We start from the raw sequence: 26,665 nt of genomic DNA on the forward strand, positions 1-26,665 counted from the left end.
GCGGTCCGAAGGAATCACCCCCAGTCCTGGAGGGACCACTTCACATGGCCAAGATCATCGCGTTCGACGAGGAGGCGCGGCGCGGCCTCGAGCGCGGCATGAACCAGCTCGCGGACGCCGTGAAGGTGACGCTCGGCCCCAAGGGCCGCAACGTCGTCCTCGAGAAGAAGTGGGGCGCCCCCACGATCACCAACGACGGTGTGTCCATCGCCAAGGAGATCGAGCTCGAGGACCCGTACGAGAAGATCGGCGCCGAGCTGGTCAAGGAAGTCGCCAAGAAGACGGACGACGTCGCCGGTGACGGTACGACCACCGCGACCGTGCTCGCCCAGGCCCTGGTCAAGGAGGGCCTGCGCAACGTAGCCGCCGGCGCCAACCCGATGGCCCTCAAGCGCGGTATCGAGAAGGCCGTCGAGGCCGTCTCCGCCGCCCTGCTGGAGCAGGCCAAGGACGTCGAGACCAAGGAGCAGATCGCCTCCACGGCCTCCATCTCCGCCGCCGACACCCAGATCGGCGAGCTGATCGCCGAGGCCATGGACAAGGTCGGCAAGGAAGGCGTCATCACCGTCGAGGAGTCGCAGACCTTCGGTCTGGAGCTCGAGCTCACCGAGGGCATGCGCTTCGACAAGGGCTACATCTCGGCGTACTTCGCCACCGACATGGAGCGTATGGAGGCCGTCCTCGACGACCCGTACATCCTGATCGCCAACTCCAAGATCTCCTCGGTCAAGGACCTGCTCCCGCTGCTGGAGAAGGTCATGCAGTCGGGCAAGCCGCTGCTGATCATCGCCGAGGACGTCGAGGGCGAGGCCCTGTCGACCCTGGTCGTCAACAAGATCCGCGGCACCTTCAAGTCCGTCGCGGTCAAGGCCCCGGGCTTCGGTGACCGCCGCAAGGCGATGCTGAACGACATCGCCATCCTCACCGGCGGCGAGGTCATCTCCGAGGAGGTCGGTCTCAAGCTCGAGAACACGACCCTCGACCTGCTGGGCAAGGCCCGCAAGGTCGTCATCACCAAGGACGAGACCACCATCGTCGACGGTGCCGGCTCCTCCGACCAGGTCGCGGGCCGCGTCAACCAGATCCGCGCCGAGATCGAGAACAGCGACTCGGACTACGACCGCGAGAAGCTCCAGGAGCGCCTGGCGAAGCTCGCCGGCGGTGTCGCGGTCATCAAGGCCGGTGCCGCCACCGAGGTGGAGCTCAAGGAGCGCAAGCACCGCATCGAGGACGCCGTCCGCAACGCGAAGGCTGCCGTCGAGGAGGGCATCGTCGCCGGTGGCGGCGTGGCCCTCATCCAGGCCGCCTCGGTCTTCGAGAAGCTGGACCTCGAGGGTGACGAGGCGACCGGCGCGCAGGCCGTGAAGCTCGCGCTGGAGGCCCCGCTGAAGCAGATCGCCGTCAACGCCGGCCTCGAGGGCGGCGTCGTGGTGGAGAAGGTGCGCAACCTGACCCCGGGTCACGGCCTGAACGCTGCGACCGGCGAGTACGTCGACCTGGTCGCCGAGGGCATCATCGACCCGGCGAAGGTGACCCGTTCGGCGCTGCAGAACGCGGCCTCCATCGCCGCGCTGTTCCTCACCACCGAGGCCGTCATCGCCGACAAGCCGGAGAAGGCCGCCGCGGCCGCCCCGGGCGGCATGCCGGGCGGTGACATGGACTTCTGATCGACCTCTGGTTGATCTGCGTCCTTACCGAGGGCGGCACCCCCTTCCGACAGGGGGTGCCGCCCTCGGCGTGTCCGGGATCACACGGCGGCTCATCGGCGATGCGGAATGCACCACTCGGAGGGTGCAGTTGATTCAGGTAGTGCAACGATGCGTGCGCACATACCAGTTGGTCAGTCGAATCACTCTCCAGGAGCCCCCACGTGACCGTCACCACGCCCCCGGCCTCCCGCGCCGCCGAGATCCTCTCCCGCCCGGTCACGCTCAACGGCCTGACCGTGCCCAACCGGATCGTCATGGCGCCGATGACCCGCATGTTCTCCCCCGGCGGCATCCCGGGTGAGGACGTGGTGTCGTACTACGCCCGCCGCGCAGCCGCCGGTGTCGGTCTGATCGTCACCGAGGGAACGTACGTCGGCCACGATTCGGCCGGGCAGAGCAGCCGCGTACCGCGGTTCCACGGGGAGGAGCAGTTGGCGGGCTGGGCGAAGGTCGCCGAGGCGGTGCACGCGGCGGGCGGCACGATCGTCCCGCAGCTGTGGCACATCGGCATGGTCCGTGAGCAGGGCCAGGCGCCTTTCCCCGAAGCCCCCGCCGTCGGCCCCTCCGGCCTGCGCATCGGCGCCACCGAGGCCACCGGCAAGGCGATGGACCGGGCCGACCTGGACGCCGTGATCGGCGCGTTCGCCGAGGCCGCGGCCGCCGCCGAGCGCATCGGCTTCGACGGCGTCGAGTTGCACGGCGCGCACGGTTACCTCCTCGACCAGTTCCTGTGGGCGGGCACCAACCGGCGTACCGACGCCTACGGCGGTGACCCCGTGGCCCGGACGAAGTTCGCGGCGGAGGTCATCGCGGCCGTCCGCGAGGCCGTCTCGCCCGACTTCCCGGTCCTCTTCCGCTACTCGCAGTGGAAGCAGGAGGCGTACGACGCCCGGCTCGCCGAGACCCCCGAGGAACTGGAGTCCATCCTGACCCCGCTCGCCGCGGCCGGTGTGGACGCCTTCCACGCCTCCACCCGCCGCTACTGGCTCCCCGAGTTCGAGGGCTCCGACCTCAACCTCGCGGGCTGGACGAAGAAGCTGACCGGCAAGCCCACCGTCACCGTCGGCTCAGTCGGCCTCGACGGCGACTTCATCAAGGCCTTCACCGGCGAGGGCTCCGTGCTCAAGGGCATCGACGACCTGCTCGACCGACTGGAGCGCGACGAGTTCGACCTGGTGGCCGTCGGCCGCGCGCTGCTCCAGGACCCCGAGTGGGCGGCGAAGATCCTCTCCGGCCGTACGGACGAGCTGAAGCCGTACGACGCGGCGGCTCTGAAATCCCTGAGCTGAGCCGTCCCACCGTTCGCCCTCGGGTCAGTCAGTGACCAGCAGGAAGAACCCGAGGGCGAACACGTACGGCACGACGAGCAGCAGCGCAGGACGCAGCACACGCCCGCCCCGACGACCCGCCCGCGCAGTGCCTTCACCCCTATCGCCGTCACCCGCACGGCCGTTGCCCGTCCAGGCGTCGTACGCGTAGACGAGGGCGCTGGCCACACCTCCGCCCGCGTACGCCGCCGACAGCGGTCCGGACATCCCGCCCCAGTCCCCGACCACGGCGACCGCGGCCAGCGCATGGCCCGCAACCGCCGCACCCGCGCCGGCCCAGAAGACCGGGTCGTCTATCGGCTGCCAGGAGGCAGCCCCCTTGCGCCCGCGCCCGGTGAGCCGGGTGACGAGCGCGTACCCCATCGCGGGCGCGACCGCGAGCATCAGCAGGACGGCCCACATGGCGCCGGTGTCCTCGGACATATGCATGATCATCCCACCGCGGCCATGATCGCGGCTCCCACCGCCTGCACCAGCACGGACAGGATGCCGAAGAACAGCGCGGTGTTCCGCGCCTCACCGGGTACCGTGGCTCCCCGCCTCACCCAGCCCCATGTCACCACGACGGTCATGACGGGTATGAGGGCGAGTACGACGTAGCCCGCGATGAGCAGCGGGAGCACGTCGAGCACCAGCAGCACCCCCAACCCGGCCCGGACGCCCCGCGCCTCCCGCGTCTCCGGGCGTCCGACGTGCATCGCGCCGTAGATCACCGTGTGCACGACGGCCACGAAAGTACAGAAGATGACCGCGGTCAGCGCATCGTCGCCCAGGACCGCCAGGAAGTCCCCCGACCACAGTGCTTTTAGGAGGTCCGACAGCACGCCGAAGGCCATCACCCCGAGCGTGACGAGGAGCGAGATGCGGAGCTGTTTGATAAGGCCGGTCATCGACGCTCCACGCTCCGTGAGATCACGGTGACGCTCCCTACGCCACGTGCGGGAGATGGAATATCAGCAAACTGTGAAAGTCATGGGTTCCGTTCGGGACATCCAGAAATCACAGGTTGTCCATGGGCTCGATGGCGGCGACCTGTACGGGTGTCCCCCAGACCCGCAGTACCTCGTAGTCCGTGAACTCGTGCACGAGTCGGTACGCCATGGCGGGCCGTGGGCCGCGTCGTTGGGCGGCCAGATACAGCTCCGCCTCGTGCCGGTCGCGGCGCGGGGTGCCGCACAGTTGCCACTCCTGGCCGTTCCACAGCTCCGGCAGCCAGCGCTGCTGGGGCTGCGGGCGGTGGGCGCGGACGCCGTAGCGCGACGGCGCCGGGGCGGCCGGGGGCTGTCCGCCGGGGCGCATGCCCTGAGAGCCGCCGCCGGTCAGCTCTGAGCGGCGGGCGGCGCGGCGCCGGGTCTCGCACAGCAGGCACAGATCGGGGGCCGCCTTGTCCACCGGGCCGGTGGGGTGCTCGGCGCAGCGGGTGGTGGGAACGGCGTGGGTGACGGACTCGTCCAGCAGTTCCAGGGCGCGGCGCAGGTCGTCCCTGAACTCGTGCAGCTTGGTGTCGGGGGTGGTGGCGGTGAGGGCGTCGCCGTGCTCCCCGACGAGGCGGAGGGCGCGGCCCAGGGCGGTTGCTTGGGCGTGGTTCACGCCTCCACCGTGGCATACGGCACTGACAATCGGGTCCGGCGGCGGTCGGGGCGGGGCCCGGTGGCGGCCCGGCGCGGGTCCGCGGTCGCTCGTCGCCGTTCGTAGGGCCGTTCCAGCGTCACGATATGGCCAAGTTTCCCGGCGTTTTCGTCAGCCTTATTGTTGACAATTATGGTGACGATTTAGGGCCTCACCTGCGGTTCCTCCCCCCGCCCCGCCCGGCCGGTTTCGCGCCGGGCCGCCCGGGGCGTTCAGCTTGCCTTCAGAAACCCCTGTTGCACTCGGCCCTGTCCTTTCCGAGCCGCGACAGGAGCAGACGACGTGAAGCGCAGGACAGTGAAGCGCAGGACAGTGAAGCGCAGGACAGTGGTCATGGGACTCACCGCGGCCGCCGCGGTGCCGGCGGTCGGTTTTGCCTCCAGTGCCCGTGCGGCCACCCCGAGAACGTCGGCCGCCGGGTCCGGCCTGGTCTTCGACCCGGCCGCGTACACCGAGCTGACCACCAGCATCACCGGCACCGACGGCACCGCGCACTCGGTGACGTACCACTTCTGGAAGGCGATCACCTATGTCGCCGACCCGGTCGACGCGACGTACCAGTCGCTGAACGTCAGTGTCCCCGTGACGATCGACGGCAGCGCGGTCGACGCCTCCGGGGCGCCGATCCTGCTCGCCAACTCCGTCGGCGGCTACATGCCGTCGTCCACGGCGAACGCGACCGGCATCGGCGGCGGCATGGGTCCCGGTGGTCCCGGTGGTCCCGGTGGTCCCGGTGGTTCCGGTGGTCCCGGTGGTTCCGGCGGTGGCGCCAGCCGTCAGCAGCTCGCCCTCGCCGCCGGGTACGTCGTCGTCGAGCCGGGCGCCCGCGGCCGCAGTCTCGTCGACTCCTCCGGGGTGTACCTACGGCACCGCGCCCGCCGCGATCGTCGACCTCAAGGCCGCCGTGCGCTATGTGAAGGCCAACCGCGGCCGTATCCCCGGTGACGTGGACCGGATCGTGTCGTCCGGCGTCAGCGCGGGCGGTGCCCTGTCCACCCTGCTCGGCGCGTCCGGCGACAGCCCGCTCTACCGGCCCTACCTCGACGCGATCGGCGCGGCCGACGCGAGCGACGCCATCCACGCCGTGGGCGCCTGGTGCCCGATCACCGACCTGGAGCACGCCGACATGGCGTACGAGTGGGCCTGGGGCGGCAGTCCGCTCGCGAACGGCTCGCTCGTCGACCAGACGGTCAGCAAGGACCTCGCCGGCGCCTACGCCGACTACGTCGCCGGACTGCGGCTGCGCGCCCGGGGCTACGGCGCCCTGACCGTCCGCAACCTGGACGACTACCTGGTCGGCGCCCATCTGGAGGACTCCGCCACCAGGTACCTCACCGCCCTCTCCGGCACCGACCGGGCCTCCTACCTCGCCGCCCACACCTTCCTCGACTGGCAGGGCGGCCGGGCCCGCTTCTCCTGGGACGACTTCGTCACCCACGTCGGCGCCCGCAAGAAGGACACCCCCGCCTTCGACGCCTTCGACCTGTCTGCCGGTGAGAACAACCTCTTCGGCACCGGCACCACCGCCGCCCGCCACTTCACCCTCTACAGCCTGCGCCACGCGAGCGGCAGCACGAGCGCACGCCTCGACGAGGACCTCCCCGCCAAGCTGCACCTGATGAACCCCATGCACCACCTCGTCGACCTCGTCGACAAGAACGACACGGTGAACAACGGCCGCTCCCGGCACTGGTGGCTGCGTGTCGGCACCAAGGACACCGACAGCTCCCCGATGATCGTCTCCGATCTGCACGCCCGGCTGACCGACCTGTCCACCAAGTACTACTGGGACGCCGGGCACGGCGCCGACCAGGACCCGGGCGACTTCGTCACGTGGATCGCGAAGGTGTCGGGGTACCGGCGGGCGTAGTCCGGCCGTCCGGCGCGGGCTCCGCGGGGGCGGTGTCCGTGGAGGTGGTGTCCGTGGATGTGGTGTCCGTGGAGGTGGTGGCGGACGGGTTCAGTACCGGGTACGTCGCCGCGAAGCCGACCAGGTACGCCGTCAGCAGACCGCCCGCGTAGATCGCCGCCGTCAGGGCCAGGCCTCTGTTCCCCGCGAGCAGGGGGAACAGGGCCCAGCCCGACGGCCCGATCGCCGTCGTGCCGACCTTGTCGCCGAGCATCGCGAACACCCCGAGGAAGGCGCCGCCCGCCGCGCCGCCCGCGCAGGCGGTGAGGAAGGGGCGGCCCAGCGGCAGGGAGACGCCGTAGATCAGCGGCTCGCCGACGCCGAGCAGGCCCGCCGGAAGGGCCGATCTGATGGTCGTACGGATCGAGGTGTCGTGGCGGAGACGGACGTAGACCGCTGCCGCCGCGCCGACCTGGCCCGCGCCCGCCATCGCCAGGACGGGCAGCAGCACCGTGTAGCCCTGCTGCTCGATGAGGGTGGTGTGGAGGGGGATGAGGGCCTGGTGCAGGCCCAGCATGACCAGGGGGAGGAAGAGACCGCCGAGCAGCAGTCCGGCGAGGACCCCCGCGGTGGACAGCAGCCAGGTCGCCGCGGTGCCCACGGCGGAGGCGACGGCTCCGGCCGCGTACATCAGGCCGTAGAGCGTGACCAGTCCGGAGACCAGGACCGTCACGGTCGGCGTGACCAGGACGTCCAGTGCCTCCGGGACCCGGCCGCGGCACCACTTCTCGACGTACGTCGCGAGCAGCGCCGCCGCCAGCGCGCCCAGCACTCCGCCCTGGCCGGGGGAGAGGTGGGTGCCGAACGCGGTGACCTTCGTGACCCCGGGGAAGACCACCACCGCCGCCACCGCGCCGCCCAGCACGGGAGTGCCGCCGAACTCCCGCGCCGTGCCCAGCCCGACGAACACCGCGATCAGCGCCATGAACGCCGAGGCGACGGCGGCGAGGGCGGGGGTGAGACCCGGCAGCCAACCGGCGTTCAGCAGCAGTCCGTTGAGCCCGGCGAGCACCCCGCAGCCGACCAGGGCCGGGATCAGCGGCACGAAGACGTTCGCCACGCGGCGCAGCGCGGACTTGACGGGCGTCGCGTTGCGCAGCCGCCGCCTCTCGCGCAACTTCTCGCCGAGAGCCGCCAGTTCGTGGGCGGTGCCTGAGGGGGCGGTGGTGGTGTCGGTTGCGGCGTCGGCGGCGCCGGCCGGACCGCTGTCGAGCAGCCGCTCGAACTCCCCCGTCACCTTCGTCACCGCCCCCGGCCCCAGCACGATCTGGAGGCTTCCGTCACCCCCCTCCACGACCCCGAGCACCGCCGGCAGCGCTCGTACCGCCGCTGTGTCCACGCGGGACGGATCGGCGAGGGCGAGCCGGAGGCGGGTCATGCAGTGGGCGGCGGAGACGACGTTCGCGGGGCCGCCGACCAGCGGCAGCAGGGCGGCGGCGGTGACGGAGGGTTCGACGGTCATCCACCGAGCGTGCTGGTCAGTCGCCCGCCGCCGCCAGCGCGGCACGCAGATGACCGCCGGACTCCTCCAGAAGGCGGGCGGCCGTCGGGCCGTCCACGCCCGCCAGGAGGCACAGCACCGCGTTCTTCGCCTCGCCGTCCGTGGCGGTGAGCGCCGCCTCGATCTCGTCGTCCGGCGCGCCCGTCGCAAGGGCGACGATACGGCGGGAGCGGGCCCGCAGTTTGTCGTTGGAGGCGCGCACGTCGACCATCAGGTTCCCGTACGTCTTGCCGAGCCGGATCATCGTGATCGTCGACAGCATGTTCAGGACCAGCTTCTGCGCCGTCCCCGCCTTGAGGCGCGTGGAGCCGGTCAGCAGCTCCGGGCCCACCACGACTTCGATGCCGTGCTCGGCGGCGGCCGCGAGCGCGCTGTCCGTGTTGCAGGCCAGGCCGACCGTCAGGGCGCCGAGCTTGCGGGCGTGGTCCACGGCGCCGAGCACATACGGTGTGCGACCGGAGGCGGAGACGCCGACCACCGTGTCGTCGGCCGTCAGCTTCAGCGCGTCCAGGTCCTGCCGGGCCAGCTCCGGGGAGTCCTCGGCGCCCTCGACCGAGGTGACCATGGCGTCCGGGCCACCTGCGATCAGGCCTACGACCTGCTCGGGGCCGGTGTTGAAGGTGGGCGGGCACTCCGAGGCGTCCAGCACGCCGAGCCGTCCGGCGGTCCCGGCACCGGCGTAGACCAGCCGCCCGCCGCGCGCCATGCGCTCCGCGACCGCGTCGACGGCGGCGGCGATCTCGGGCAACCGCGCCGCGACCGCCCCCGGCACCCCGGCATCCTCGCCGTTCATCAGCCGGGCGATCTCCAGCGTGGGCAACGTATCGATATCGGCAAGCTCCGGCCGAAAAGCCTCGGTGGTCAGCGACTCCAACTCGGCACGGAGATGTCGGGGGTGGGACGTGAAGGTCATGGGGGGTGGCTCTTTCCGGTGACTTTCGAATTCGGGTTTGTTCAACTTGCCCAGGGGCGCGGGGAACTGCGCGAGAAACCACGACGAACCCGCAGGCTGAAGACAACAGGTGGCCCTACGGCCTATCGAGAACCATGCCGATGCCGATGCGCCAACGCCTCATAAGACGCCGCCAACGCAGGACCGGCACGGTCATACGTCCGCTGGGCAACCCCGATGAACAAACAGTCCACGACAAGCAGCTGACTCGTCCGAGAGGACATCGCCGCGGGCCGCAGCTCGCTCTCCCGGGCCGTCGACGTCGTCAGCACATGATCCGCGTACTGCGCCACCGCCCCGTCGGGCCGCCCGGTGACCGCCACGGTGGTGGCCCCGTGCTCGAAGGCCACCCGCAGCGGCTCGATGACATCGCCGGTCGAACCGGAGTGCGTGATCGCGATCGCCACGTCGCCCGAGCGCAGTTGCACGGCGTTCGTGACGGCGAGATGCGGATCGCTGAACGCCTGCGCTATCAGCCCTATCCGCAGCAGCTTCTGCGTGAGGTCCTGGGCCACCAGCCCGCTCGCCCCGACGCCGTACACGTCGGTGCGGCGGGCGGTCGCCAACGCGGTGACGGCGGCGCCGAGTTGTGCGGTGTCGAGTCCGGCGGCGGTGTCGGCGAGGGTCTGCTGCTCGTCGTAGGCGAGCTTGGCGACGACATCGGCGATGGGGTCGTCCACCGCGATGTCGGTCGTGAGGGCGGGGGCGCGCCCGGACTGCTGGTGGGCGGCGAGTCCGGCGAGGGCCAGGCGCAGATCGCGGTAGCCGGGGTAGCCGAGCAGCCGGGCGGTGCGGACGACGGTGGCCTCGCTGGTGCCGGTGCGCGCGGCGAGACCGGTGACCGTGAGGGCGGCGCAGCCCGCCGGGTCGCCCGCCACGGCCTCGGCGACACGCTGCATGGAGCGGGTCATGGAGGGGGCCAGGGTGCGCACCTTCGCGGCGAGCGCGGCGGGTGCGGGCGGCGCGGCGAAAATTTCCTTCACATCCTGGGTCATCTTTGGAAGATATTTTCGGCGCGGGTCCTGGTCAAGACCGCGCACAATAGGACCATGGATCCCGTCAGCCGCCTGGAGCAGGCACTGCACACCGCGCGTGCCCTGGTGCTCGCCGATCTCGTCGCGGGCAGGGTCGGGCAGGCGGACGTGGTGTCCCTGGTCGAGGACTCGGTGGCGCAGCGGCGCTGGTGGATCGAGCAGTGGCCGGACGGCGTGGAATATGTGGCCGGGCTGGTCGCGCAGGATGTGCAGGACGACCTGCTGGAGCGGTACGGCCGCTGGCCGTTGTGCCCGGTCTGCGGTTCCGGGGACCCGCATGCCCTGGAGGTCGAGCCGGAACTCGGGCCCGATCCGCACTGGGTGTGCCATCAGGCGGGGGTGAAGGTCGCCGCGCTGGGCACGCTGGGCGGTGCCGTGGGCGGCGGCGCGGCGTGAGGGCGCACGGTCGGTGCCGGGACGGTACGGGGGCGGCGCGGGCGGCGGGGGCGACGTGATCTACATCGATCCGCCGAGCTGGCCGGGCCACGGCCGCTACTGGTCGCATCTGGTCAGCGATGTCTCGTACGACGAACTGCACGCCTTCGCCGAGGCGTTGGGCGTGCCCCGGCGCGCCTTCGAGCGGGACCACTACGACATCCCGGCGCACCACTACGCCGACGCGGTGGCCGCCGGTGCGGTGGAGGTGCGCAGCCGCGAGGTGGTACGGCTGCTGTACGCGGCCGGGCTGCGCCGCCCCAAGCACCGTGCGTGATGACCGGCTCGATAGCCCAGTCGGATAACCCGGCCGTATATCCCAGCCGGACAACCCAGCCGGACAACCCAGTCGGATAACGCTCCCTACTCGTCCCGCAGTTCATAGGCGAACAGCTGCTCGTCCTCGCTGACTTTCCGGAACCCGGCGCGTGAGACGACCGCCTGGGAGGGGGTGTTGCCGCGCTCGACGGTCGCGAACAGGGCGTGCACATCGTCCCGTTCCAGTGCCCAGCGGGCCAGGGCGCGCAGCGCCTCCGTGGCGTAACCGTTGCCGCGGGCGCCCTCGACGAGGTCGTAGCCGATCTCCACCCGGCCCGCGTCGTCCGGGGCGGAGTGGAAGCCCATGCTGCCGATGGCGCGGTCGTCCTCGTGCCGTACGAGGACGAAGGCGCCGAACTCGGGCCGGTGGACGCCTGCTTCGTATGCCTTCACCAGCATCCGGGCGGCTTCGCGCGTGCCGTGGTACGGGCCGCCGGTGAGCCAGTCGAAGCCGCCGTCGCCGCCCAGTGCCAAGTTCCGTGCGGCGGCGGGCCGTATGCCCTCCAGGGCGAGGCGTTCGGCGGGCAGGACCAGGTTGTTGTTCCAGCGCCACTCGGTGACCGGTGCCCGGCCGGGCAGTTCGCCCCGCCCGGTGGCCCACAGCAGCGTCGGCCAGGGCGCGGGGCCGGGCTTGATGTGCGGGAAGAGCAACGCCAGTACGGACTCGGCGAGTTCGGCGGGAGGCTCGTAGGGCAGGCCGAGGCCCTCGGCGATGTCGTGGGTGTGCAGCAGCACCTCGGCGACGCCCATCGCGGCGAAGCCGGTCCGGTCGGCACTGCGGAAGGGATAGGAGTGGTAGGCGCGTACGTTGCGGGGAGTGGTGCGGACGGCGGCGGTGAGGAGGGCGCCGGTGGTGGAGACGACCTCCAGGACACCGCGGTCGGCGGCGCCGTCGTCGAGGGAGATCTCGAAGGGCGCGTGCCGCTCCTGCACACGGCCCGCCAGCCGCGCCGCGTAGGTGATGAGATCGCGCGCGATGTGTACGGCCGTCTCCCGGCAGCTCCACGTCAGCCGCCCGGCCCGGACCTCCGCCCAGCCCTCCCGCCTGACAGCCCTCCGCAGCAGTGCAAGGCATCCCGCGACGGCCTCTTCCACCTGATCCCCGCCCAGTGCACGCATGATCCGCAGACTAGGACGGCGCATGCTCCGGAAGCGACAGCATTTCCAGTTCGGACCGCAGATTGAAGCGGGCGGTGGCCTCCCACTCCGACTGCCCGTGAGGCGTTCTGAACAGACGGGGCAGGGCGAGGAGTTGGCGCAGGATCGCGGAACGCCCGGCACGGAAGGCGTCGTCGGGGACGAAGGCGTACTCCTGGCGGACGGCGGCCGTGTAGGCGGCGTAGGCGGAGGGCGGGGCGGCGAGGATCGCCAGGTCGGCGTCGCAGAGCACCTGGCCGTCGGGGTCGTCGTCGGCCGGGTCGTGGCTGACGGTGAGCCGGACCAGCCGGGCCACCTCGGCCGTCTTCGCCGCCGGGACCCCGGCCTCGGGGAGGGCACGCTCGGCGAGGTGCGCGGAGCGTTCCTCGTTCTCGGAGCGGTCGGGCCGGTACACCGCGTCGTGGAACCAGGCGGCGAGCCGTACGACGTCCGGGTCGGCGGCGTGCGGGGCGAGGGTGTCGATGTGGTCGAGGACCGCGGTGAGATGGGCGAGCGTGTGATAGTGCCGCTGCGGCTCCTGCCAGCGCGCGAGCAGGTTGTCGGCGTACGCCCCGGGATCGGGCCCGCCGCCCGTACCACCACGGACCTCACGGGCCTCACTGGCCCTACTGGCCCCACGGGCCCCTTCGAGAGCACGGGACCAGCGGACACGGAGGTCGTCGAGTTCGGCCATAGCTCCATTCTCACGCGTCCTTCGCCGCCTAGCGTGGAACGCATGACGACGAATGCGAATGCCGAGGAACCACGTGACCCGGACGTCCCCGGGCGGCTGCTGACGACCGAGCGGGATGCGCTGGTGCCGCTGCTGCGGGCCCGCCCGGACGCCGACTTCGCGCTGCCGGTCGCCGCGTGCCCGGGCTGGACGGTGCGGGACGTGCTGGCGCACTGCTCGGCCGCGCTGACCCGGGTGGTGGAGCGGCGGCTGGAGGAGGGCGTGTTCTCGCCCGAGTCCAACGACCGGGACATCGCCGAGCGGTCCGGCTGGCCGCACACCCGGATCGTGGACGAGCTGGAGCGCGGGATGACCGAGGCGGGCCCGGTGATCGCGCGGGCGGGTGGACCGCTCGACGGACTCGCCCTCGGGGAGTGGGTGCACTCGGGTGACGTACGGGAGGCGTTCGGGGCGCCCGGCGCGTACGCGGGAGCCGGGCTCCCCGACGCGCTGGTGCTGCTCACCCGGGTGAGCCGCGACAAGCGGGGCGTGCCGCTGCACGCCGACCTCTACGACGTGGACGAGCCGCTGCGGCTCGGCGAGGTGAGCGGGGAGCGGACCCCGGCGCGGTTCCTCGGGGACGCGGTGACGCTCGTACGGCTGTGCGCGGGGCGGTCGCCGGGCGGCGCGGCGTACGAGCTGGCCGGGGCGGAGGAGGGGGAGCTGAACCTCTTCGGGTGATGTTCGGGCGACGTTTCGGGTGAGGTGCGGCGGCGGGCGGACCTCACACGCGGGCCCTCTTGCGCGGGCAGGCTACTCTAAATTGGACTAGACCTCTACCAGACATGTGTAGACCAGTAGCCGCCCGATGAATGGGGTCCCATGAACAAGCGTGCAGTCCTGGAGGTGATCGCCCTCGACGTCGAGGACGCGGTCGCCGCCCAGGCCGGAGGCGCGGACCGCCTCGAACTCGTCACCGACATGGCCGCCGACGGGCTCACCCCGTCGGCGGAGACGTACGCCGCGATCCGCGCCGCCGTCGACATCGACCTGCGCGTGATGCTGCGGCTCGCGGACGGGTTCGCCGCGGGCGACATCGGGCTGCTGACCGGCGTCGCGCGGGAGCTGCGGGCGGCCGGGGCCGACGAGTTCGTCCTGGGCTTCCTCGACACGGACGGCGGGCCGGACCTGCCGGCCGTGGAGCGGGTCGTGGCGGAGCTGGACGGCTGCCGGTGGACCTTCCACCGCGCCATCGACCGCGCCGCCGACCGCGACGCGCTGCGCACGGCGCTGGCCGGGCTGCCGGGGCTGGACACCTACCTCACGGCGGGCGCGGCCAGCGGCGTCGATGCCGGCCTGCCCACCCTCCTCGCGGAGGCGGCGAAGTCCGGCGAACCGGGCTACGCCCAGCAGATCCTGGTTGGCGGCGGCCTCCGCCTCGATCACCTTCCGGTCCTGCTGGACGCCGGCATCGACGCGTTCCACATCGGCGGCGCGGCCCGCCCGGGCGGCTGGACGACCCCGGTGTCGGCGGCGCTGGTCGCCGAGTGGCGGAAGGTCTTGGACGACGCCACCGACGACGGGGGGCTCACGGCGACACCGCACGCGGAGCCGTCGGGGGCAGGGGCCCGGGCGTAACCGGTGAAGGGCGCGCCGGGCCAGGCGGCGCGGCGGGGCCGTAGGGCGCGGTCTGCCGCGGACAACGGCCCCGCCCGCCGCATCGGCGCCGGTGGACTCGTCGGCCCGACGACGCCACCGGCCTGGCGCGGGCGGGCCGGGGACGCCCCCAGGCTCACCGAGCGGGAGTGGCTCTCAACGGCCGGCTCGCCGTGGTACGACCTCGGCCGCGCACCGGAGCACCTTGTAGCGGAACCCCCTGGCCTGTACCGACCCGCAGATGCGCACCCCGCCGAGGATCTCTGCGGCCACGGACCTCAGGAGCAGGGGCATGGACTCCCGCCACAGCGGCGATGTCGTATCGAAGGTGGCCAGGGGCAACAGGTCCGCTTCCCGATCCGCGACGAGGACGATCAGGGTCTCCGGGCGAGGCCCTTCGCGCGGTACGTCGCCCGGCCAGTAGATGTCGATCCACCCGGAATTCCATACGGCACCCGCCGATCCCGCGGCGTTGAGCAGGCAACCGCTGGGCTCGAAGTCGGTCACCAGCGCGGTGCGTCCGCTCAGCCCGACGTCGAGCAGCCAGAGGAAGAGCTGCCTCTGCGAGTGATTGACGACCCGGACATGGTAGTGATCGCCTTCGCCCAGCCGGCCGCCGGAGAACAGCGGCTGTGACCGTCGGCCCGGGGGTAGGCGCTCGAAGAAGGCGGTGACTTCGGCCCCCAGACGCGCATCGTCGGCGCCGTCCGGGAAAGCGCGCAGGCGCTCGCCCCGGGCGAGCTCCTCCAGCAGGGCGAGCACGCCCTCGCGATGAGCGGGATCGTCGGCCACCGGTGCGCGGAAGGCGAGGCCCGCCCGGTCCGTGACCACCACCCCGGAGTCACAGGAGCGGACCGTGGCGAAGACCTCGTCGGCGGGACCGGCCTCCGCCACCCCGGCCGACGAGGCGAGACACGGCCGTAGCGCAGCGGCCAGCGGTCCGTCTCCGTCGAAGGCGACGTACCGCCGGACGCGGGTGCGAACCGGTACGACCCGATATCCCGGCACCCGCCCTTCCAGCGAGGCCACCGGCACTCCGAGCTCGGCGTCCGCACCGTGCAGCGCGGTGACCTCGACGTGCCGGGCCTCGGCCTGGGCCTCGCCCGGCAAGGTGAGGTCTACGACGTCGTCCTGCGCCAGCCCCAGCACCGCGCCGCCGGGCACCACCAGCCTTCCGTCCGCACGCAGCTGCAACGGCAACCCGCGCGCGTGATCCGCCGTGTCCGTCGAGAAGGGCAGCCGGGCGGCCCGGGTGATCCCGCCCCGCACACGATGGCTACTCGGCCAGTTGCTCCGGCAACGGCGTCGCGTGGGTCACGATCAGGCCCGAGACCGCCCTGGTCAGGGAGACGTACAGGCGGCGCAGACCGGTGCGTTCGTCCGGTTCGGCCGACACGATCGCCGCGGGTTCGTCGAGGACCACGTAGTCGTACTCAAGGCCCTTGGCCAGAGATGCCGGGACCAGGGTGAGGCGGGTGTCGTGGGTGGTCTCCTCGCCCGGGGAGAGGTACGGGACGCCCGCCTGCGTGAGGGCCTCGGCGAGGGCCGGGATGCGGGGGTCCGCAGCGATCAGGGCCGTGGAGCCCTCGTTGGCCAGCAGTTCCCCGCAGGCGGCGATCACGTCGGTGGTGCTCCCGGCCGGGCGTACGTCGAAGAAGCCCGGGTTGTCGCGGATGGAGGCCACCGGGGTCAGACCGGGGGCGATGTGCGGGAGCAGGCGGGAGGCGTAGGTGATGACGTCGGTCGGGACACGGAAGCCGGACGTCAGTTCCTCCACCACACCGTCCGTCTTGCCCAGGTGCCCGAGCGCCTCCGCCCAGCTACGGGTCGCCCACGGGGTGGTGCCCTGGGCCAGGTCGCCCAGGACGGTCGCGGAGCCGGTGGTGCAGCGGCGGCCCACGGCCCGGTACTGCATGGGCGAGAGGTCCTGCGCCTCGTCGAGGACGACGTGGCCGAGGGAGTGCGTGCGCTCCACGAGGTCCCGCGTCTCGTCGACCAGCACCGCGTCCGCCGCCGACCACCTGGCCGACTTCACCGAGCGCACCGGCTTCGCCCACAGGACGGTCCGCTGCTCCTCGTCGGTGAGGATCCCCTCGGCGTGCGCCGCGAGGAAGTCCGCGTCGGTCAGCAGCCGCAGCACCAGCTTGGCGGGGTCGACGGGCGGCCAGATCTGCTTGACGGCGGCCTTCACGGCGGCGTTGCGGGCCACCGCGTCCTGCACCCGGTCGTCGGGCGCCTCTCCCGACCGTTCCATCTGCACCAGCACTGCGTGTGCGATCCGCTGCGGCAGGGCCTCGCGTGCGGCGCCGTAGCGGATGCCCCGGTCCAGCAGCTCGCGCACGATGTCCTCCAGCTCGTACACCGGCACCCGCCACCGCCGCGAACCCCGCACCACCACGATCGGCTCGGCCGGCGGCGTCACATGCGAGGCGACCGCCCGCCGCAGCACCTCCGCCATCCGCGCGTCGCCCTTCACCACCGCGGCGGCGGACTTGTCAGTGCCGCGGATCTCGACGTGCGCCACGAGATCGTCCACCGTCGCCTGCCGCACCGACAGCTCGCCCAGCGCGGGCAGCACCTGCTCGATGTAGTGCAGGAAGGACCGGTTCGGCCCGATGACGAGCGTGCCGGTGCGGGCCAGCCGCTCGCGGTGGGCGTACAGCAGATAGGCCACCCGGTGCAGCCCCACCGCCGTCTTCCCGGTGCCGGGCCCGCCCTGCACGCACACCGTGCCGCCGAGCCCGCTGCGCACGATCTCGTCCTGCTCCGGCTGGATGGTCGCCACAATGTCCCGCATCGGGCCGACACGCGGCCGCTCGATCTCCTGCTGGAGCAGCTTGCTGGCCTTCGCCGACTCCGCCGGGTCGGACAGATGCTCGTCCTCGTACGCGGTGAGGTCGCCGCCCGCGTAGCCGAAGCGGCGGCGCAGCGCGATGTCCTGCGGGTCCTTCTTCGACGCCCGGTAGAACGGCTGCGAGACCGGCGCCCGCCAGTCGATCACCATCGGGTCGCCGTCCCCGTCGTGCACATGCCGCCGCCCGATGTAGAACCGCTCACCCTCCGCACCCTCGGCCCGCTCCGCGCCAGGGGCGTGCAGATAGTCGAGGCGGCCGAAGAACAGCGGGGTGTCGCTGAGGTCGGCCAGTGCCTTGATGCGGTCGTCGATCTGACGGGAGAGGACGGCGGCGTTGACCCAGTTCGCGGTGACGTCGCTGATGTCGAGCGACTCCACGTCCTCGCGCATGGCACGCAGCGCGGCACGGGAGGACGCGAGATGGGCGCGCTCACGGTCGAGCGGACCGTCGGCGGGCAAGGGCAAGGGCAGGGAGGAGGGGATCGGGGCGGGCGCGGACAAGGGAATGCCTCCGGAAGGACCAGGACCTGCGGCGGGCGCGCGGCAGGACGACCGCGCGGGACGGGCACGGACGCGGTGGGCGTCGGTGTGCTCCGGACAACCGACCGGTTTCCGTCCGGGCGGCGGCGCTCCGAGGGGGAGGCGGGCAAGAGCGGAGATTCTAGGTCGGGGTGGTGGGCGGGGGCCAACGGTTTTTTCGCGTGGCGTCCGCGGTTGGCGGCCGTGGTGCCCTCCGCCCCCTAGGGGACGGCGCCCCCCACCCCGGAAGGACCCCCTCACCCGGAAGAGGTACCTGGGGGCCGCCCGGGTTCGGCCCGTAGACCGATGCCGTTCGTATGCCGCGAAACGCACCATGGAGACATGAGCGCAGCCACCATTCACCCAGCCCCGGCCCGTGCCACCGGCGCCACGCCCGTCCAGGGGGGCCACATCCACCGCCTCGGCGATGTCCTGCACGCCGTGCGCGTCTATGCGGAGGCCGCCTTCAGAGTCGTCGTCCTCGGTGAGTACGGCGAGGAAGCCGGCGTACGGCGCAAGTGACCTCTGTGACCGCCCGCGCCGGACCCGCGACCGACCCCGCCGGACCCGCGTCGGACCTCTGACCGCCCGTGCCGGACCCGCTCAGCCCTACGTCAGGGCTCAGCCGTCCGTGAGGAGCTCGTCCGCGTCGACGATGCGGTACGCGTAGCCCTGTTCCGCCAGGAAGCGCTGGCGGTGGGCCGCGAAGTCCTGGTCGATCGTGTCGCGGGCCACCACGGAGTAGAAGTGCGCCTGATGCCCGTCCGCCTTCGGCCGCAGCACCCGCCCGAGCCGCTGAGCCTCCTCCTGCCGTGACCCGAAGGTGCCCGACACCTGCACGGCGACCGTCGCCTCCGGCAGGTCGATGGAGAAGTTGGCGACCTTCGACACCACCAGCACGCTGATCTCGCCCTCCCGGAAGGCGTCGAAGAGCTTCTCGCGCTGGGCGTTGGTCGTCTCGCCCTTGATCACCGGGGCGTTCAAGTGTTCGCCGAGCTCGTCGAGCTGGTCGATGTACTGCCCGATGACCAGGATCTGCTGCCCCGCGAACCGCCGCACGATCGCCTCGGTCACCCGGCGCTTGGTCTCGGTCGTGGCGCAGTAGCGGTACTTCTCCTCCGTCTCCGCCGTCGCGTACGCCAGCCGTTCGGAGTCGGTGAGATTGACCCGGACCTCCACGCAGTCGGCGGGCGCGATGTAGCCCTGCGCCTCGATCTCCTTCCACGGTGCGTCGAACCGCTTCGGCCCGATGAGGGAGAACACGTCGGACTCACGGCCGTCCTCCCGGACCAGGGTCGCGGTGAGGCCGAGCCGGCGCCGTGCCTGGAGGTCGGCGGTGAACTTGAAGACCGGCGCGGGCAGCAGATGCACCTCGTCGTAGACGATCAGACCCCAGTCCCGGGAGTCGAACAGCTCCAGGTGGGGGTAGATCCCCTTTCGCTTCGTCGTCAGCACCTGGTACGTCGCGATGGTGACCGGCCGGATCTCCTTGCGCGTACCGCTGTACTCGCCGATCTCGTCCGCGGTCAGCGACGTCCGCTTCACCAGCTCGTGCTTCCACTGCCGCGCCGAGACCGTGTTGGTGACCAGGATCAGCGTCGTGGACTTGGCCTGCGCCATCGACCCGGCGCCGACCAGCGTCTTGCCCGCGCCGCACGGCAGCACGACGACACCGCTGCCGCCGTGCCAGAAGTTCTCCACGGCCTGCTTCTGGTACGCCCGCAGCGCCCAGCCGTCCTCGCGCAGCTCGATCGGGTGCGCCTCGCCGTCCACGTACCCGGCGAGGTCCTCGGCCGGCCAGCCCAGCTTCAGCAGCGTCTGCTTGATCTGCCCGCGCTCCGAGGGGTGCACGGTGACCGTGTCCGGGTCGATGCGCGCCCCCACCAGCGGGGCGATCCGCTTCGAGCGCAGCACCTCCTCCAGCACCGGCCGGTCGGTGGACGTCAGCACGAGACCGTGCGTGGGGTGCTTGCTGAGCGTCAGCCGCCCGTAGCGGTCCATGGTCTCGGCGATGTCGACGAGCAGCGCGTGCGGCACGGGGTAGCGGCTGTACCGCACCAGCGCGTCCACCACCTGCTCGGCGTCGTGCCCGGCGGCGCGCGCGTTCCACAGGCCGAGCGGGGTCACCCGGTAGGTGTGGATGTGCTCCGGGGCCCGCTCCAGCTCGGCGAACGGCGCGATCATCCGACGGCAGTCGTCGGCCTGCTCGTGGTCCACCTCCAGGAGCAGGGTCTTGTCTGACTGGACGATCAGCGGACCATTCACGCGCGGGCACCCTTTCCTTCCGGCCGGACTCGGCAGCGCCACGGCCGACTCTCCAGTGTGCCTCACGGGCGTCGGGAGCCTGTACGACTCCGGTCAGGCATCCGTGGGTGCTCAGTCCTCCGCCAGCTCCGCGACGCCCGTGATCCGGTGCAGCGGGTACGTGCGTACCTCGTCCGCCGTGTGGTCGTACGCCGTCACGAAGCCGCCCTCGACCCTGATCGGCGCGATGACGCGCTGACTCGCGGCGCCCTCCGCGTTCACGTACCCGATCCACACCGCCTCGCCGGTCATCACCGCCGCCTGCACGGTCGCCAGGGTCTCGGCCGCCGCTGTGCGCGGCAGCTCGCCGGGCACCGCGGGCTCGGTGCCGCTCGGCCTGCGCGGGGCGGTGGCCGCCAGATCGCCCGCGCGGATCGCCCGGACCGCGGCGGTCAGCAGGGTCGCGTCCGGCGCGGGCGGGCCGTCCGGCACCGGCTCGGGGGGCGTGCGAGGCGGGGTGCGGTGGGCGAGGGCCCGGGTGATCACGACATCGCCCTCGGCGGACTCGGCGGCGGGCGCGAAGCCCATCGCGCGCAGCCCGTCGAGCAGCGTGGCCGGGTCGGCCTGGGCCGCCACCACCGTGGGCGCCAGCCGCCGCAGCCGCAGCCCCGCCGAGCGCCGGTCGGCGAGGATCTCGCTGAGCAGCGCGTCGTCGTCGCAGCGCACGTACGCCGAGGCCGCGCCGACCCGCAGATGACCGTGTTTGCGGGCGACGTCGTCGATCAGATAGGCGAGCGGCTGGGGGACGGGGGTACGGGAGTGCCTGGCCAGGAACTCCTGCAGATCGGAGGCGGTCCGCCCGGCGTCGAGCGCCCGCCGTACGGAGCCGGGGGTGAAGCGGTACACCGTCGCCCCGCCCTTGGACTCCACGTCCGCGAGCACCCCCAGCACCTCGGCCAGCGGCCGCTGGAGCGGGCCGGGCGCGACCGCGGTGAGATCGGCCTGGAGCAGCACATGGTCCAGCGGCTCGGGCAGCAGCGGCGCCAGCAGCCGGACGGCGGCTGCGGTGGCGGCGGCCTGCTCGACGGGGGAGAGGGGGGCCGGGGGCTGGGCTACGGGGGCGGTCAGGGGGTGGTGGGGGTGGTGAGGGTGGTTGTGTGGGTGGGTGTGGTGGTGGACGGGGAGCTTGTCGCCGGGGCCGGTGGGGTGCGGGAGCTGTGCGGGTGAGGCTGCGGGCGAGGGTGCGGGTGACGTGGGATGCGCGGCTTGCGTCGGCTGCAGGGATGACGGAATCCCCGCCGCGCCCAGCAGCGCCCGCCCATGCGCGGACAGCGCCCCCCTCCCCGTGACCCCCAGCAGCTCCGCCTCCGACAGCGTCCACCGGGCCAGCCGGGACCGCAGGTCCTCGCCGTCGCCCGCGCCCTGGCCCGGGCGCTGCTGCGGGGCGGAACGGGGTCGTTCCCAGCGAAGCCGGGACAGCACCGACTCCGTGGTCGGCGCCGTGCCCTCCGGGAGCCCGGCGAGGAGGGTCAGCACCCGGTGCCGTACCTCCGGTGCCGCCGACCGGTCGAGACCGGGGCCCAGCGCCGACAGCGCGCGGTCCTTCGCGTCCCGCCCTCCGATCAGCCCCGCCGTCCGTGTCGCCGCGAGCCACGTCTCCGCGAGCCGTCCCCAGCGGTCCGCCGCGGGCTGCTCGACCCACTCGTCGTAGGCCGGGGTCGCCGCGTACCGTTCGTCGGCCTCGCCGTCGGAGGCCAGCAGGCCCGCCGCGTGGGCGAGTTCGACCCAGAAGGCGGCCACCGGTTCGGACACGTCCAGGGCGACGGCGGTCCGCTTCAGATCGCGCACGCTGAGCCCGCCCGCCCGCAGTACCGCGGGCCCGCCCTCGTCCCAGTCCTTCAGCAGCTCTTCGACGGTCGCCAGCGCCGTGTACGCCTGCCCGGCCGCCGTGGCGTCCACCACCTGCGGCCCGTACGACGCCCCCGCCTCCACGGCCGGTGGCACCGGTTCCGGCGCACGGTGGGCGCGCCCGCCCCGCAGATGCAGGGCGACCTCGCGCGGGAGCACGACCGTGCCGGGTGCCGTCGGCAGCAGCAGCCCCCGGTCGAGCAGCCAGCGCAGATGCGCGGCGGGTTCGGCGGTGACCTGGCCGTACGGCGGCCCCCACACCAGCCGCGACAGCACCGCCAGCGACTCCTCCGGCGCCCCGGCGAGCAGGGCGGCCATCCGGGCGCGGTCCGTGAACAGCCCGGTCAGGGACGCCACCGCGGAGACCGCGTCGTGGGTCGAGGGCAGCCCGGCCGCCGCGAGGATCTCCTGCACCCGCCCCGGGGACATCCCGGCCGCCGCCTCCCGCGCGGACAGTCCGAGCCCGGTCGGAGAGGCCGCCGCCCCCGCACCGCCCGGACGGGCCCCGGCCCCCGGCGGTGCCAGCAGCTCACGGGCCGTCCGCACCAGACGCAGCCGGTCGTCGCCGCCCCACACCAGCGCCTGCTCGCGCAGCGTGCCGAGGGCGCCGGGCAGCGCGGCGGCGACGGCCGGGTCGCCCTCGTCACCGGCGAGCAGCCCGAGCAGCTCCTCGTACGCCGCCGGGTCCGCGGCCACCGCCAGCGCCTCCGCCGTCTGGAGCGCGAACCGGTCCAGCCGCTCCAGGGCCCGTACGACCGAGGCGCGGGTACCGGCGCGGGTGGCGAGCTGGGTGAGGTCGGTGGGGACGGGGGCGACCAGATCGGGGCGGCTGCGCAGCAGCGCGGCGAGGGAGACGTCGTCGCGTCCACGGAGCGACTCCGCCAGGGAGCGGGGGGCTGACTCGGCCTCGGTGCTCATTCGACCCACGTTAGCGGGTGTCCTCGCACATGCTTCCGTGCCCGCGTTTGGGGCGGGGCCGCGTCGCGCACCGGACGGTTTGGTTCGCCCCCGCCGCCCCTTCCCGTCCCGTCCCTGGGGCTGCGCCCCCAGACCCCCTTTTCGGCCCTTTGGGCCTCGTCCTCAATCGCCGGACGGGCTAGAAACTAGCCCCTCCGGCGATTGAGGAGCGGGGGGACTGGGGCGCAGCCCCCGGGTCGGGACGGGAAGGGGCGGCGGGGGCGAGAACGCGGGCCGGACGCGGACCGGACATACCGCCGGACCCGGGCGCGGACGCGGTACCGTCGTCGGACTGGGGTCATCCAACGCCGCCGCCCCGGAGGGGACTTCGTGGGGGTCGAGAGCGACCAGGTCGTCTACGAGTATCTGAGCCCCGGAGGCGAAGGCGAGTTCGCGGATACTGTTGCGGATGTCGGTCAGCGAATCCGGCCTGAGCGGAAGTCCGGCGTGATCCGGGACCTTGACATGGCAGCCCGTCTGAACATGGCTGCGGCCACCATGCCGGGCCCCCGACCACCAGCGGACACCGACGATCAGCAGCCAGTCGGGCGTCTATGCCTCGCGTCCACGGCCGTCGATGCGAAGTCGGCGGTCAAGCCTGGAGCGGCTTCTACGATGGGCCGGTGACCGAGACACTGCCCCCTGTGGGCATTGACCTCTTCGACGTTGAACGGCTCCAGTTGACCGAAGCTGCGGAGCCGCCGCTCTCGGCCCAGGACGCTGAGGCCCGAGACCGGATGTGGAACATGGCAGTCCGGGCCAACCCCACCCTCTTCGACGGGCCTGTGGTGGCGTGTGGGGGACTGGAGTGGACGGGCCCACGCATTTTGCGTCTGTCCTGGGTGCGTGTGACCTACCGGCACTACGCCCTGCGGCGCGTTCCCGGCGCGACCGCGCTGCCCTCGTTGTTCGTGAACGTCGTCCAGCCGACAGATGACGGCCGTGTGCTGGCAGCGAGGATGTCGCCTTCTACGGCCGCCCCGGGCCGCTGGCAGCTGCCAGGGGGGTCCGTGGAGCCTCCCCAGGACGGAGCGGTGCTGGACGAGTCGGCACTGGCCGGCCAGGCCGCGCGAGAGCTCGCCGAGGAGTTGGGGATCGACACGGCCGCGGAGGACCTGAAGCTGTGGGTCGTCACCCGCGGCGAGAACGGCAGTATCGGCCTGACCTACCTCGCCCCTGCCCTCCCCAAGGCAACGCTGCGCGCAGACTTCACCGTGGCTGCGGCAGCCGAGCGCGTCCAGGGCCGCGAACCTGAACTCGACGACATCGCCCTGGTGCGCTCACCGGACGAACTGGCCGGTCTGACCGGTCCGCACGCGGACTACCTGGAGCCGATCGTCCGCCGCTTCTCCGGGCGCCGCTGAGGTCAGGCGCCGACGAGGAAGTCGCGTCCCCGTTCGTCGAGCTCGGCCATGCACCGCAGGCCACGTGCTCGGAAGCGCGAGAGGTCGCTGCGCATGCGGGAGACCGCCCTTCGAGTGCGGACGGAGCGGACACCACTCATGTGGTCGATGGCTCGGTGCCAGGTGGCGCACGCCTGCTCAATGCTGCCGCGCTTGAGATGCATCTCCGCGCCCGCGACCAGGTCCAGTGCGATGATGCATGCGTAGGTGTCTGCCGAGCGGGCCCTGGCGGCAAGGACGTAGTGCTCGGCGGCGGCCCGGTGGTCTCCCAGAGTCTCGTGGACCTTTGCCGTGCGCGAGTACACCGACGCGTCCGGCGGGCCCCCAGGCCAGCGCCCAGAACGGCACCTCGTCGCCGGGGGCACCGGTTAGCAGGGTGCGGGCATGTTCGGCTTCGGCCAAGGCAGCGCGGTGCTTACCGCTCTTGGCCAGGGTGTGGGCGTGAACGACGGGGAAGAGGGCCTCGGTCCGGGCATCCACCCGCCCCTTGGCCCGGTTCAGGCCGGTCTCGGCCAGGCCCAGGCAGTACTCGGGGCGGCGGAGTCTGAGGCCCTGCATGGCCATCGTGCGCATCACGAATCCGTCGTGCCCGCGCAGGCCGGATTCGGTGGCCAGGGCGTAGGACTGGAGGTAGTAGCGCTGGGCGGCGCTTATCTATAGCTGTCAAGTCTTTGCCCTGGCAGGCACCAGAACGGATTGAGGGACATTAGCTACGTTCCGCCGGAGGCTGGTGGACGGCTGCCCCCGCACACGTTGATGACCGGAGTGGCGGAGGCAGCCAGTTGTGGGCTCAGCGGAGTGCTTCGACAACGCGTTGCTTGAGCCGCTCGTCGTGAAGGCTGTCGATCTCGCGCCAGGCGGCGTCACTGACCTCTTCGGTCTGCAGTTCACCGATCTCGGCGCTGGTGCGGAAGAGGAAGCGGAAGTCGAAGTGTTGGTGAGCGGGCTCGTCCTTGGCGGGGTTGGCGTCGATGGGGTGGATGTCGATGTGGAGCGGGGTCTCGCCGTGCGAGGTGACGACGTGGGGCAGGATGCTGGTCTCCTCGGCGAGTTCGCGGCCAGCGGCCTGCAGGAGAGTCTCGTCCGAGGGCTCCAGATGACCACCGGGCAAAAGCCACTTCTGGGTCGCGTTGTGGAGAATGTGCAGGACACGGCCGTCGGGGCCGACGAGGATCGCGCCAGCGGTGACGTGGCCGGGCAGCGTCTTGCGGCTGGTGAGGTCGTCGCCGTCGTCGATCAGGCCGAGGACGACGCCGAGCTCACGTTTGTCCTCGGGGTGCTCGTCGAGGTAGGCGGCGATGGTGGTGCGGATGTGGCCGGCTGTGATGGTCATGGTGATCACCTGTTGAAGTAGGAGAGCCAGGTCGCCGCGATGGCTTCGCGGTCGGGTGCGGGGACCTCATGGATGCCGGGGGCGAGGTCGCCGCGGGTGAGCAACCTGATCCCGGCGAGAATCTCGGCCTGGACCAGGAAGATGAACGGCCCAACGCTGGCGCCGTGGATGAAGTTGACGGCGTTGCCGCCGTTCGCCAGATAGAAGTAGTGGCCGGTGGTCTGGTAGCGGGTGACGTGGTCACCGACCTGCGTGCGGGCGTAGACGTCGGGGAGACCGGCGAGGTCAAGCTCGTCCTCGCTGGAGGTGACGGTGGCGACGTAGGCTCCGTTGCGCAGGTGGGAGAAGTCCTCGCCGCGCAGGGAGACAGCGCCGGTCGCGCAGAGCACCAGGCCGGCCCCGGTCAGGGCGGCCTCGCGGTCGCGGGCGACGGTGAAGCCCTGGGAGAGGGCCTGGGTGCGGCGGACGGGGTGGATGTCGAAGACGGTGACCTGGACGCCCTTGGCGTGCAGGAGGCGGGCGATCGAGCTGCCGAGCTTGCCGAAGCCGATCACCAGGGCCGGGCGGCCGTGGAGGATGTCGCCGCGATCGCGCATGACGGCCTCGGTGGAGAAGACCACGGACTGGCCGACGAGGAAGTCCTCGGGGTCCTTCAGCGGCGAGCGCGCGACGGAGATGACGGGGCAGGGCAGTTTGTCGAGGTCCTCGTAGCGGCGGTGACCGTTCTCGGTGTCCTCGATCACCCCGGCGATCTGGCCGCTGAAGCGGCTGTGGATGTCGGCGAGGCTGGGTGCGAAGTAGCCGCCGACGTCCAGCAGGGTGACCGTCTGGTCGGCGGCCCGGGATTCGAGGTAGTCCAGAGCGTCGTCGGCCTGGGCGAACATCTCACGGGTGAGGGTGTCGACCATGTGCGTCTGCTCAACCTCGCGCTTCGCGGCCGGGTGGACGGACTTCGGCTTGGGCAGTACCGCGGTGAGCCGGGTCATCGCGGCGACCGCGCGGACGAACGCCGGACGCTCGGCCAGCAGGTGGGTGATCAGGAACGATGCGGTCTGCTCGCCGGGGGTGAACTGGGTGGCGATTCGGGCGAAGTAGGCGTCTAGCCGGGCGCGTTCGAAGGTTTCCATGGCAGTTCCCTCTCATCCGTTCCGTCCGGGGGCCGTGCG

Annotated in this window: 23 protein-coding genes and 1 pseudogene; 9 read left to right on the plus strand and 15 right to left on the minus strand. The window is 72.1% G+C overall.

Annotated features, from left to right (window positions below):
* The first annotated feature begins 44 nt into the window (after nucleotides 1–44).
* Both groL and ACSYGN_RS22115 read left to right on the plus strand, forming a co-directional pair.
* Nucleotides 45–1,667 carry a chaperonin GroEL gene (gene groL, locus ACSYGN_RS22110; protein ID WP_460398222.1) on the plus strand — a complete coding sequence of 541 codons (1,623 nt, stop codon included), beginning with the start codon at nucleotides 45–47 and terminating at the stop codon, nucleotides 1,665–1,667.
* Nucleotides 1,668–1,870: 203 nt separating this feature from the next.
* Nucleotides 1,871–2,998 carry an NADH:flavin oxidoreductase gene (locus ACSYGN_RS22115; RefSeq protein ID WP_460398224.1) on the plus strand — a complete coding sequence of 376 codons (1,128 nt, stop codon included), beginning with the start codon at nucleotides 1,871–1,873 and terminating at the stop codon, nucleotides 2,996–2,998.
* A 24-nt stretch (nucleotides 2,999–3,022) separates the two neighbouring features.
* Here the strand turns inward: ACSYGN_RS22115 and ACSYGN_RS22120 are convergent, their stop codons facing one another.
* From ACSYGN_RS22120 to ACSYGN_RS22130, 3 genes are all read right to left on the minus strand, one after another.
* A complete protein-coding gene (locus tag ACSYGN_RS22120; protein WP_460398226.1) occupies nucleotides 3,023–3,460 on the minus strand; it encodes a hypothetical protein in 438 nt (145 codons plus the stop codon).
* A gap of 8 nt (nucleotides 3,461–3,468) precedes the next feature.
* Nucleotides 3,469–3,927 (minus strand): hypothetical protein, encoded by a 459-nt coding sequence (locus ACSYGN_RS22125; RefSeq protein ID WP_460398227.1) that lies wholly within the window; start codon nucleotides 3,925–3,927, stop codon nucleotides 3,469–3,471.
* A 109-nt stretch (nucleotides 3,928–4,036) separates the two neighbouring features.
* Nucleotides 4,037–4,627: a hypothetical protein gene (locus ACSYGN_RS22130; protein ID WP_460398229.1), complete on the minus strand. Its 591-nt coding sequence runs from the start codon at nucleotides 4,625–4,627 to the stop codon at nucleotides 4,037–4,039.
* 372 nt (nucleotides 4,628–4,999) lie between these two features.
* Between ACSYGN_RS22130 and ACSYGN_RS22135 the strand changes: the two are divergent.
* Nucleotides 5,000–6,536, plus strand: a pseudogene (locus tag ACSYGN_RS22135) (subtype B tannase).
* On the opposite strand, the gene ACSYGN_RS22140 reads toward ACSYGN_RS22135, so the two are convergent.
* The 3 genes from ACSYGN_RS22140 to ACSYGN_RS22150 all read right to left on the minus strand — a co-directional run bounded on the left by ACSYGN_RS22140 (nucleotide 6,496) and on the right by ACSYGN_RS22150 (nucleotide 10,023).
* Nucleotides 6,496–8,037 (minus strand): PTS transporter subunit EIIC, encoded by a 1,542-nt coding sequence (locus ACSYGN_RS22140; protein WP_460398231.1) that lies wholly within the window; start codon nucleotides 8,035–8,037, stop codon nucleotides 6,496–6,498. The pseudogene ACSYGN_RS22135 and the gene ACSYGN_RS22140 overlap by 41 nt on opposite strands.
* 16 nt (nucleotides 8,038–8,053) lie before the next feature.
* Complete coding sequence (gene murQ, locus ACSYGN_RS22145) at nucleotides 8,054–8,989, minus strand: N-acetylmuramic acid 6-phosphate etherase (RefSeq protein ID WP_460398233.1); 936 nt, start codon at nucleotides 8,987–8,989, stop codon at nucleotides 8,054–8,056.
* 122 nt (nucleotides 8,990–9,111) lie between these two features.
* On the minus strand, nucleotides 9,112–10,023 hold the full coding sequence (locus ACSYGN_RS22150) for a MurR/RpiR family transcriptional regulator (RefSeq protein WP_460398235.1): 912 nt from the start codon (nucleotides 10,021–10,023) through the stop codon (nucleotides 9,112–9,114).
* Nucleotides 10,024–10,077: 54 nt separating this feature from the next.
* On the opposite strand from ACSYGN_RS22150, the gene ACSYGN_RS22155 reads away from it, so the two are divergent.
* Both ACSYGN_RS22155 and ACSYGN_RS22160 read left to right on the plus strand, forming a co-directional pair.
* Entirely contained in the window at nucleotides 10,078–10,458 is a 381-nt protein-coding gene (locus ACSYGN_RS22155; RefSeq protein WP_460398238.1) for a hypothetical protein, read from the plus strand.
* A 55-nt stretch (nucleotides 10,459–10,513) separates the two neighbouring features.
* Nucleotides 10,514–10,774 carry a DUF4031 domain-containing protein gene (locus ACSYGN_RS22160; protein WP_460398240.1) on the plus strand — a complete coding sequence of 87 codons (261 nt, stop codon included), beginning with the start codon at nucleotides 10,514–10,516 and terminating at the stop codon, nucleotides 10,772–10,774.
* Nucleotides 10,775–10,860: 86 nt separating this feature from the next.
* On the opposite strand, the gene ACSYGN_RS22165 is transcribed toward ACSYGN_RS22160, so the two are convergent.
* The gene (locus ACSYGN_RS22165) at nucleotides 10,861–11,934 is read right to left on the minus strand and encodes a GNAT family N-acetyltransferase (RefSeq protein WP_460398243.1); all 1,074 of its coding nucleotides are present in this window, start codon (nucleotides 11,932–11,934) and stop codon (nucleotides 10,861–10,863) included.
* Between the two features lie 10 nt (nucleotides 11,935–11,944).
* Complete coding sequence (locus tag ACSYGN_RS22170) at nucleotides 11,945–12,646, minus strand: HD domain-containing protein (protein ID WP_460398245.1); 702 nt, start codon at nucleotides 12,644–12,646, stop codon at nucleotides 11,945–11,947.
* 42 nt (nucleotides 12,647–12,688) lie between these two features.
* Here ACSYGN_RS22170 and ACSYGN_RS22175 point away from each other — a divergent pair, with 42 nt between their 5' ends.
* Together ACSYGN_RS22175 and ACSYGN_RS22180 are read left to right on the plus strand one after the other, a co-directional pair.
* Nucleotides 12,689–13,366 carry a maleylpyruvate isomerase family mycothiol-dependent enzyme gene (locus ACSYGN_RS22175; RefSeq protein ID WP_460398247.1) on the plus strand — a complete coding sequence of 226 codons (678 nt, stop codon included), beginning with the start codon at nucleotides 12,689–12,691 and terminating at the stop codon, nucleotides 13,364–13,366.
* 141 nt (nucleotides 13,367–13,507) lie between these two features.
* On the plus strand, nucleotides 13,508–14,263 hold the full coding sequence (locus tag ACSYGN_RS22180; RefSeq protein WP_460398249.1) for a copper homeostasis protein CutC: 756 nt from the start codon (nucleotides 13,508–13,510) through the stop codon (nucleotides 14,261–14,263).
* 174 nt (nucleotides 14,264–14,437) lie between these two features.
* On the opposite strand, the gene ACSYGN_RS22185 is transcribed toward ACSYGN_RS22180, so the two are convergent.
* Together ACSYGN_RS22185 and ACSYGN_RS22190 are read right to left on the minus strand one after the other, a co-directional pair.
* Nucleotides 14,438–15,550 (minus strand): hypothetical protein, encoded by a 1,113-nt coding sequence (locus tag ACSYGN_RS22185; protein ID WP_460398251.1) that lies wholly within the window; start codon nucleotides 15,548–15,550, stop codon nucleotides 14,438–14,440.
* Nucleotides 15,551–15,557: 7 nt separating this feature from the next.
* Complete coding sequence (locus ACSYGN_RS22190; protein ID WP_460403648.1) at nucleotides 15,558–17,525, minus strand: HelD family protein; 1,968 nt, start codon at nucleotides 17,523–17,525, stop codon at nucleotides 15,558–15,560.
* A gap of 471 nt (nucleotides 17,526–17,996) precedes the next feature.
* On the opposite strand from ACSYGN_RS22190, the gene ACSYGN_RS22195 reads away from it, so the two are divergent.
* Nucleotides 17,997–18,176 carry a hypothetical protein gene (locus ACSYGN_RS22195; RefSeq protein WP_460398253.1) on the plus strand — a complete coding sequence of 60 codons (180 nt, stop codon included), beginning with the start codon at nucleotides 17,997–17,999 and terminating at the stop codon, nucleotides 18,174–18,176.
* 99 nt (nucleotides 18,177–18,275) lie between these two features.
* Here ACSYGN_RS22195 and ACSYGN_RS22200 read toward each other — a convergent pair whose 3' ends face one another.
* A complete protein-coding gene (locus ACSYGN_RS22200; protein WP_460398255.1) occupies nucleotides 18,276–19,919 on the minus strand; it encodes a DNA repair helicase XPB in 1,644 nt (547 codons plus the stop codon).
* A 111-nt stretch (nucleotides 19,920–20,030) separates the two neighbouring features.
* Nucleotides 20,031–22,724 (minus strand): helicase-associated domain-containing protein, encoded by a 2,694-nt coding sequence (locus tag ACSYGN_RS22205; protein WP_460398256.1) that lies wholly within the window; start codon nucleotides 22,722–22,724, stop codon nucleotides 20,031–20,033.
* Nucleotides 22,725–23,386: 662 nt separating this feature from the next.
* On the opposite strand from ACSYGN_RS22205, the gene ACSYGN_RS22210 reads away from it, so the two are divergent.
* A complete protein-coding gene (locus ACSYGN_RS22210) occupies nucleotides 23,387–24,127 on the plus strand; it encodes an NUDIX domain-containing protein (protein WP_460398257.1) in 741 nt (246 codons plus the stop codon).
* A gap of 2 nt (nucleotides 24,128–24,129) precedes the next feature.
* Here ACSYGN_RS22210 and ACSYGN_RS22215 read toward each other — a convergent pair whose 3' ends face one another.
* From ACSYGN_RS22215 to ACSYGN_RS22225, 3 genes are all read right to left on the minus strand, one after another.
* Nucleotides 24,130–24,471, minus strand: coding sequence for a hypothetical protein (locus tag ACSYGN_RS22215; protein WP_460398259.1), 342 nt, complete (start codon nucleotides 24,469–24,471; stop codon nucleotides 24,130–24,132).
* Between the two features lie 485 nt (nucleotides 24,472–24,956).
* The gene (locus tag ACSYGN_RS22220; RefSeq protein ID WP_460398261.1) at nucleotides 24,957–25,499 is read right to left on the minus strand and encodes an NUDIX hydrolase; all 543 of its coding nucleotides are present in this window, start codon (nucleotides 25,497–25,499) and stop codon (nucleotides 24,957–24,959) included.
* Nucleotides 25,500–25,504: 5 nt separating this feature from the next.
* A complete protein-coding gene (locus ACSYGN_RS22225) occupies nucleotides 25,505–26,626 on the minus strand; it encodes an adenosylhomocysteinase (RefSeq protein WP_460398263.1) in 1,122 nt (373 codons plus the stop codon).
* Nucleotides 26,627–26,665 lie beyond the last annotated feature (39 nt).

The sequence above is a fragment of the Streptomyces sp. YIM S03343 genome, assembly GCF_054729195.1.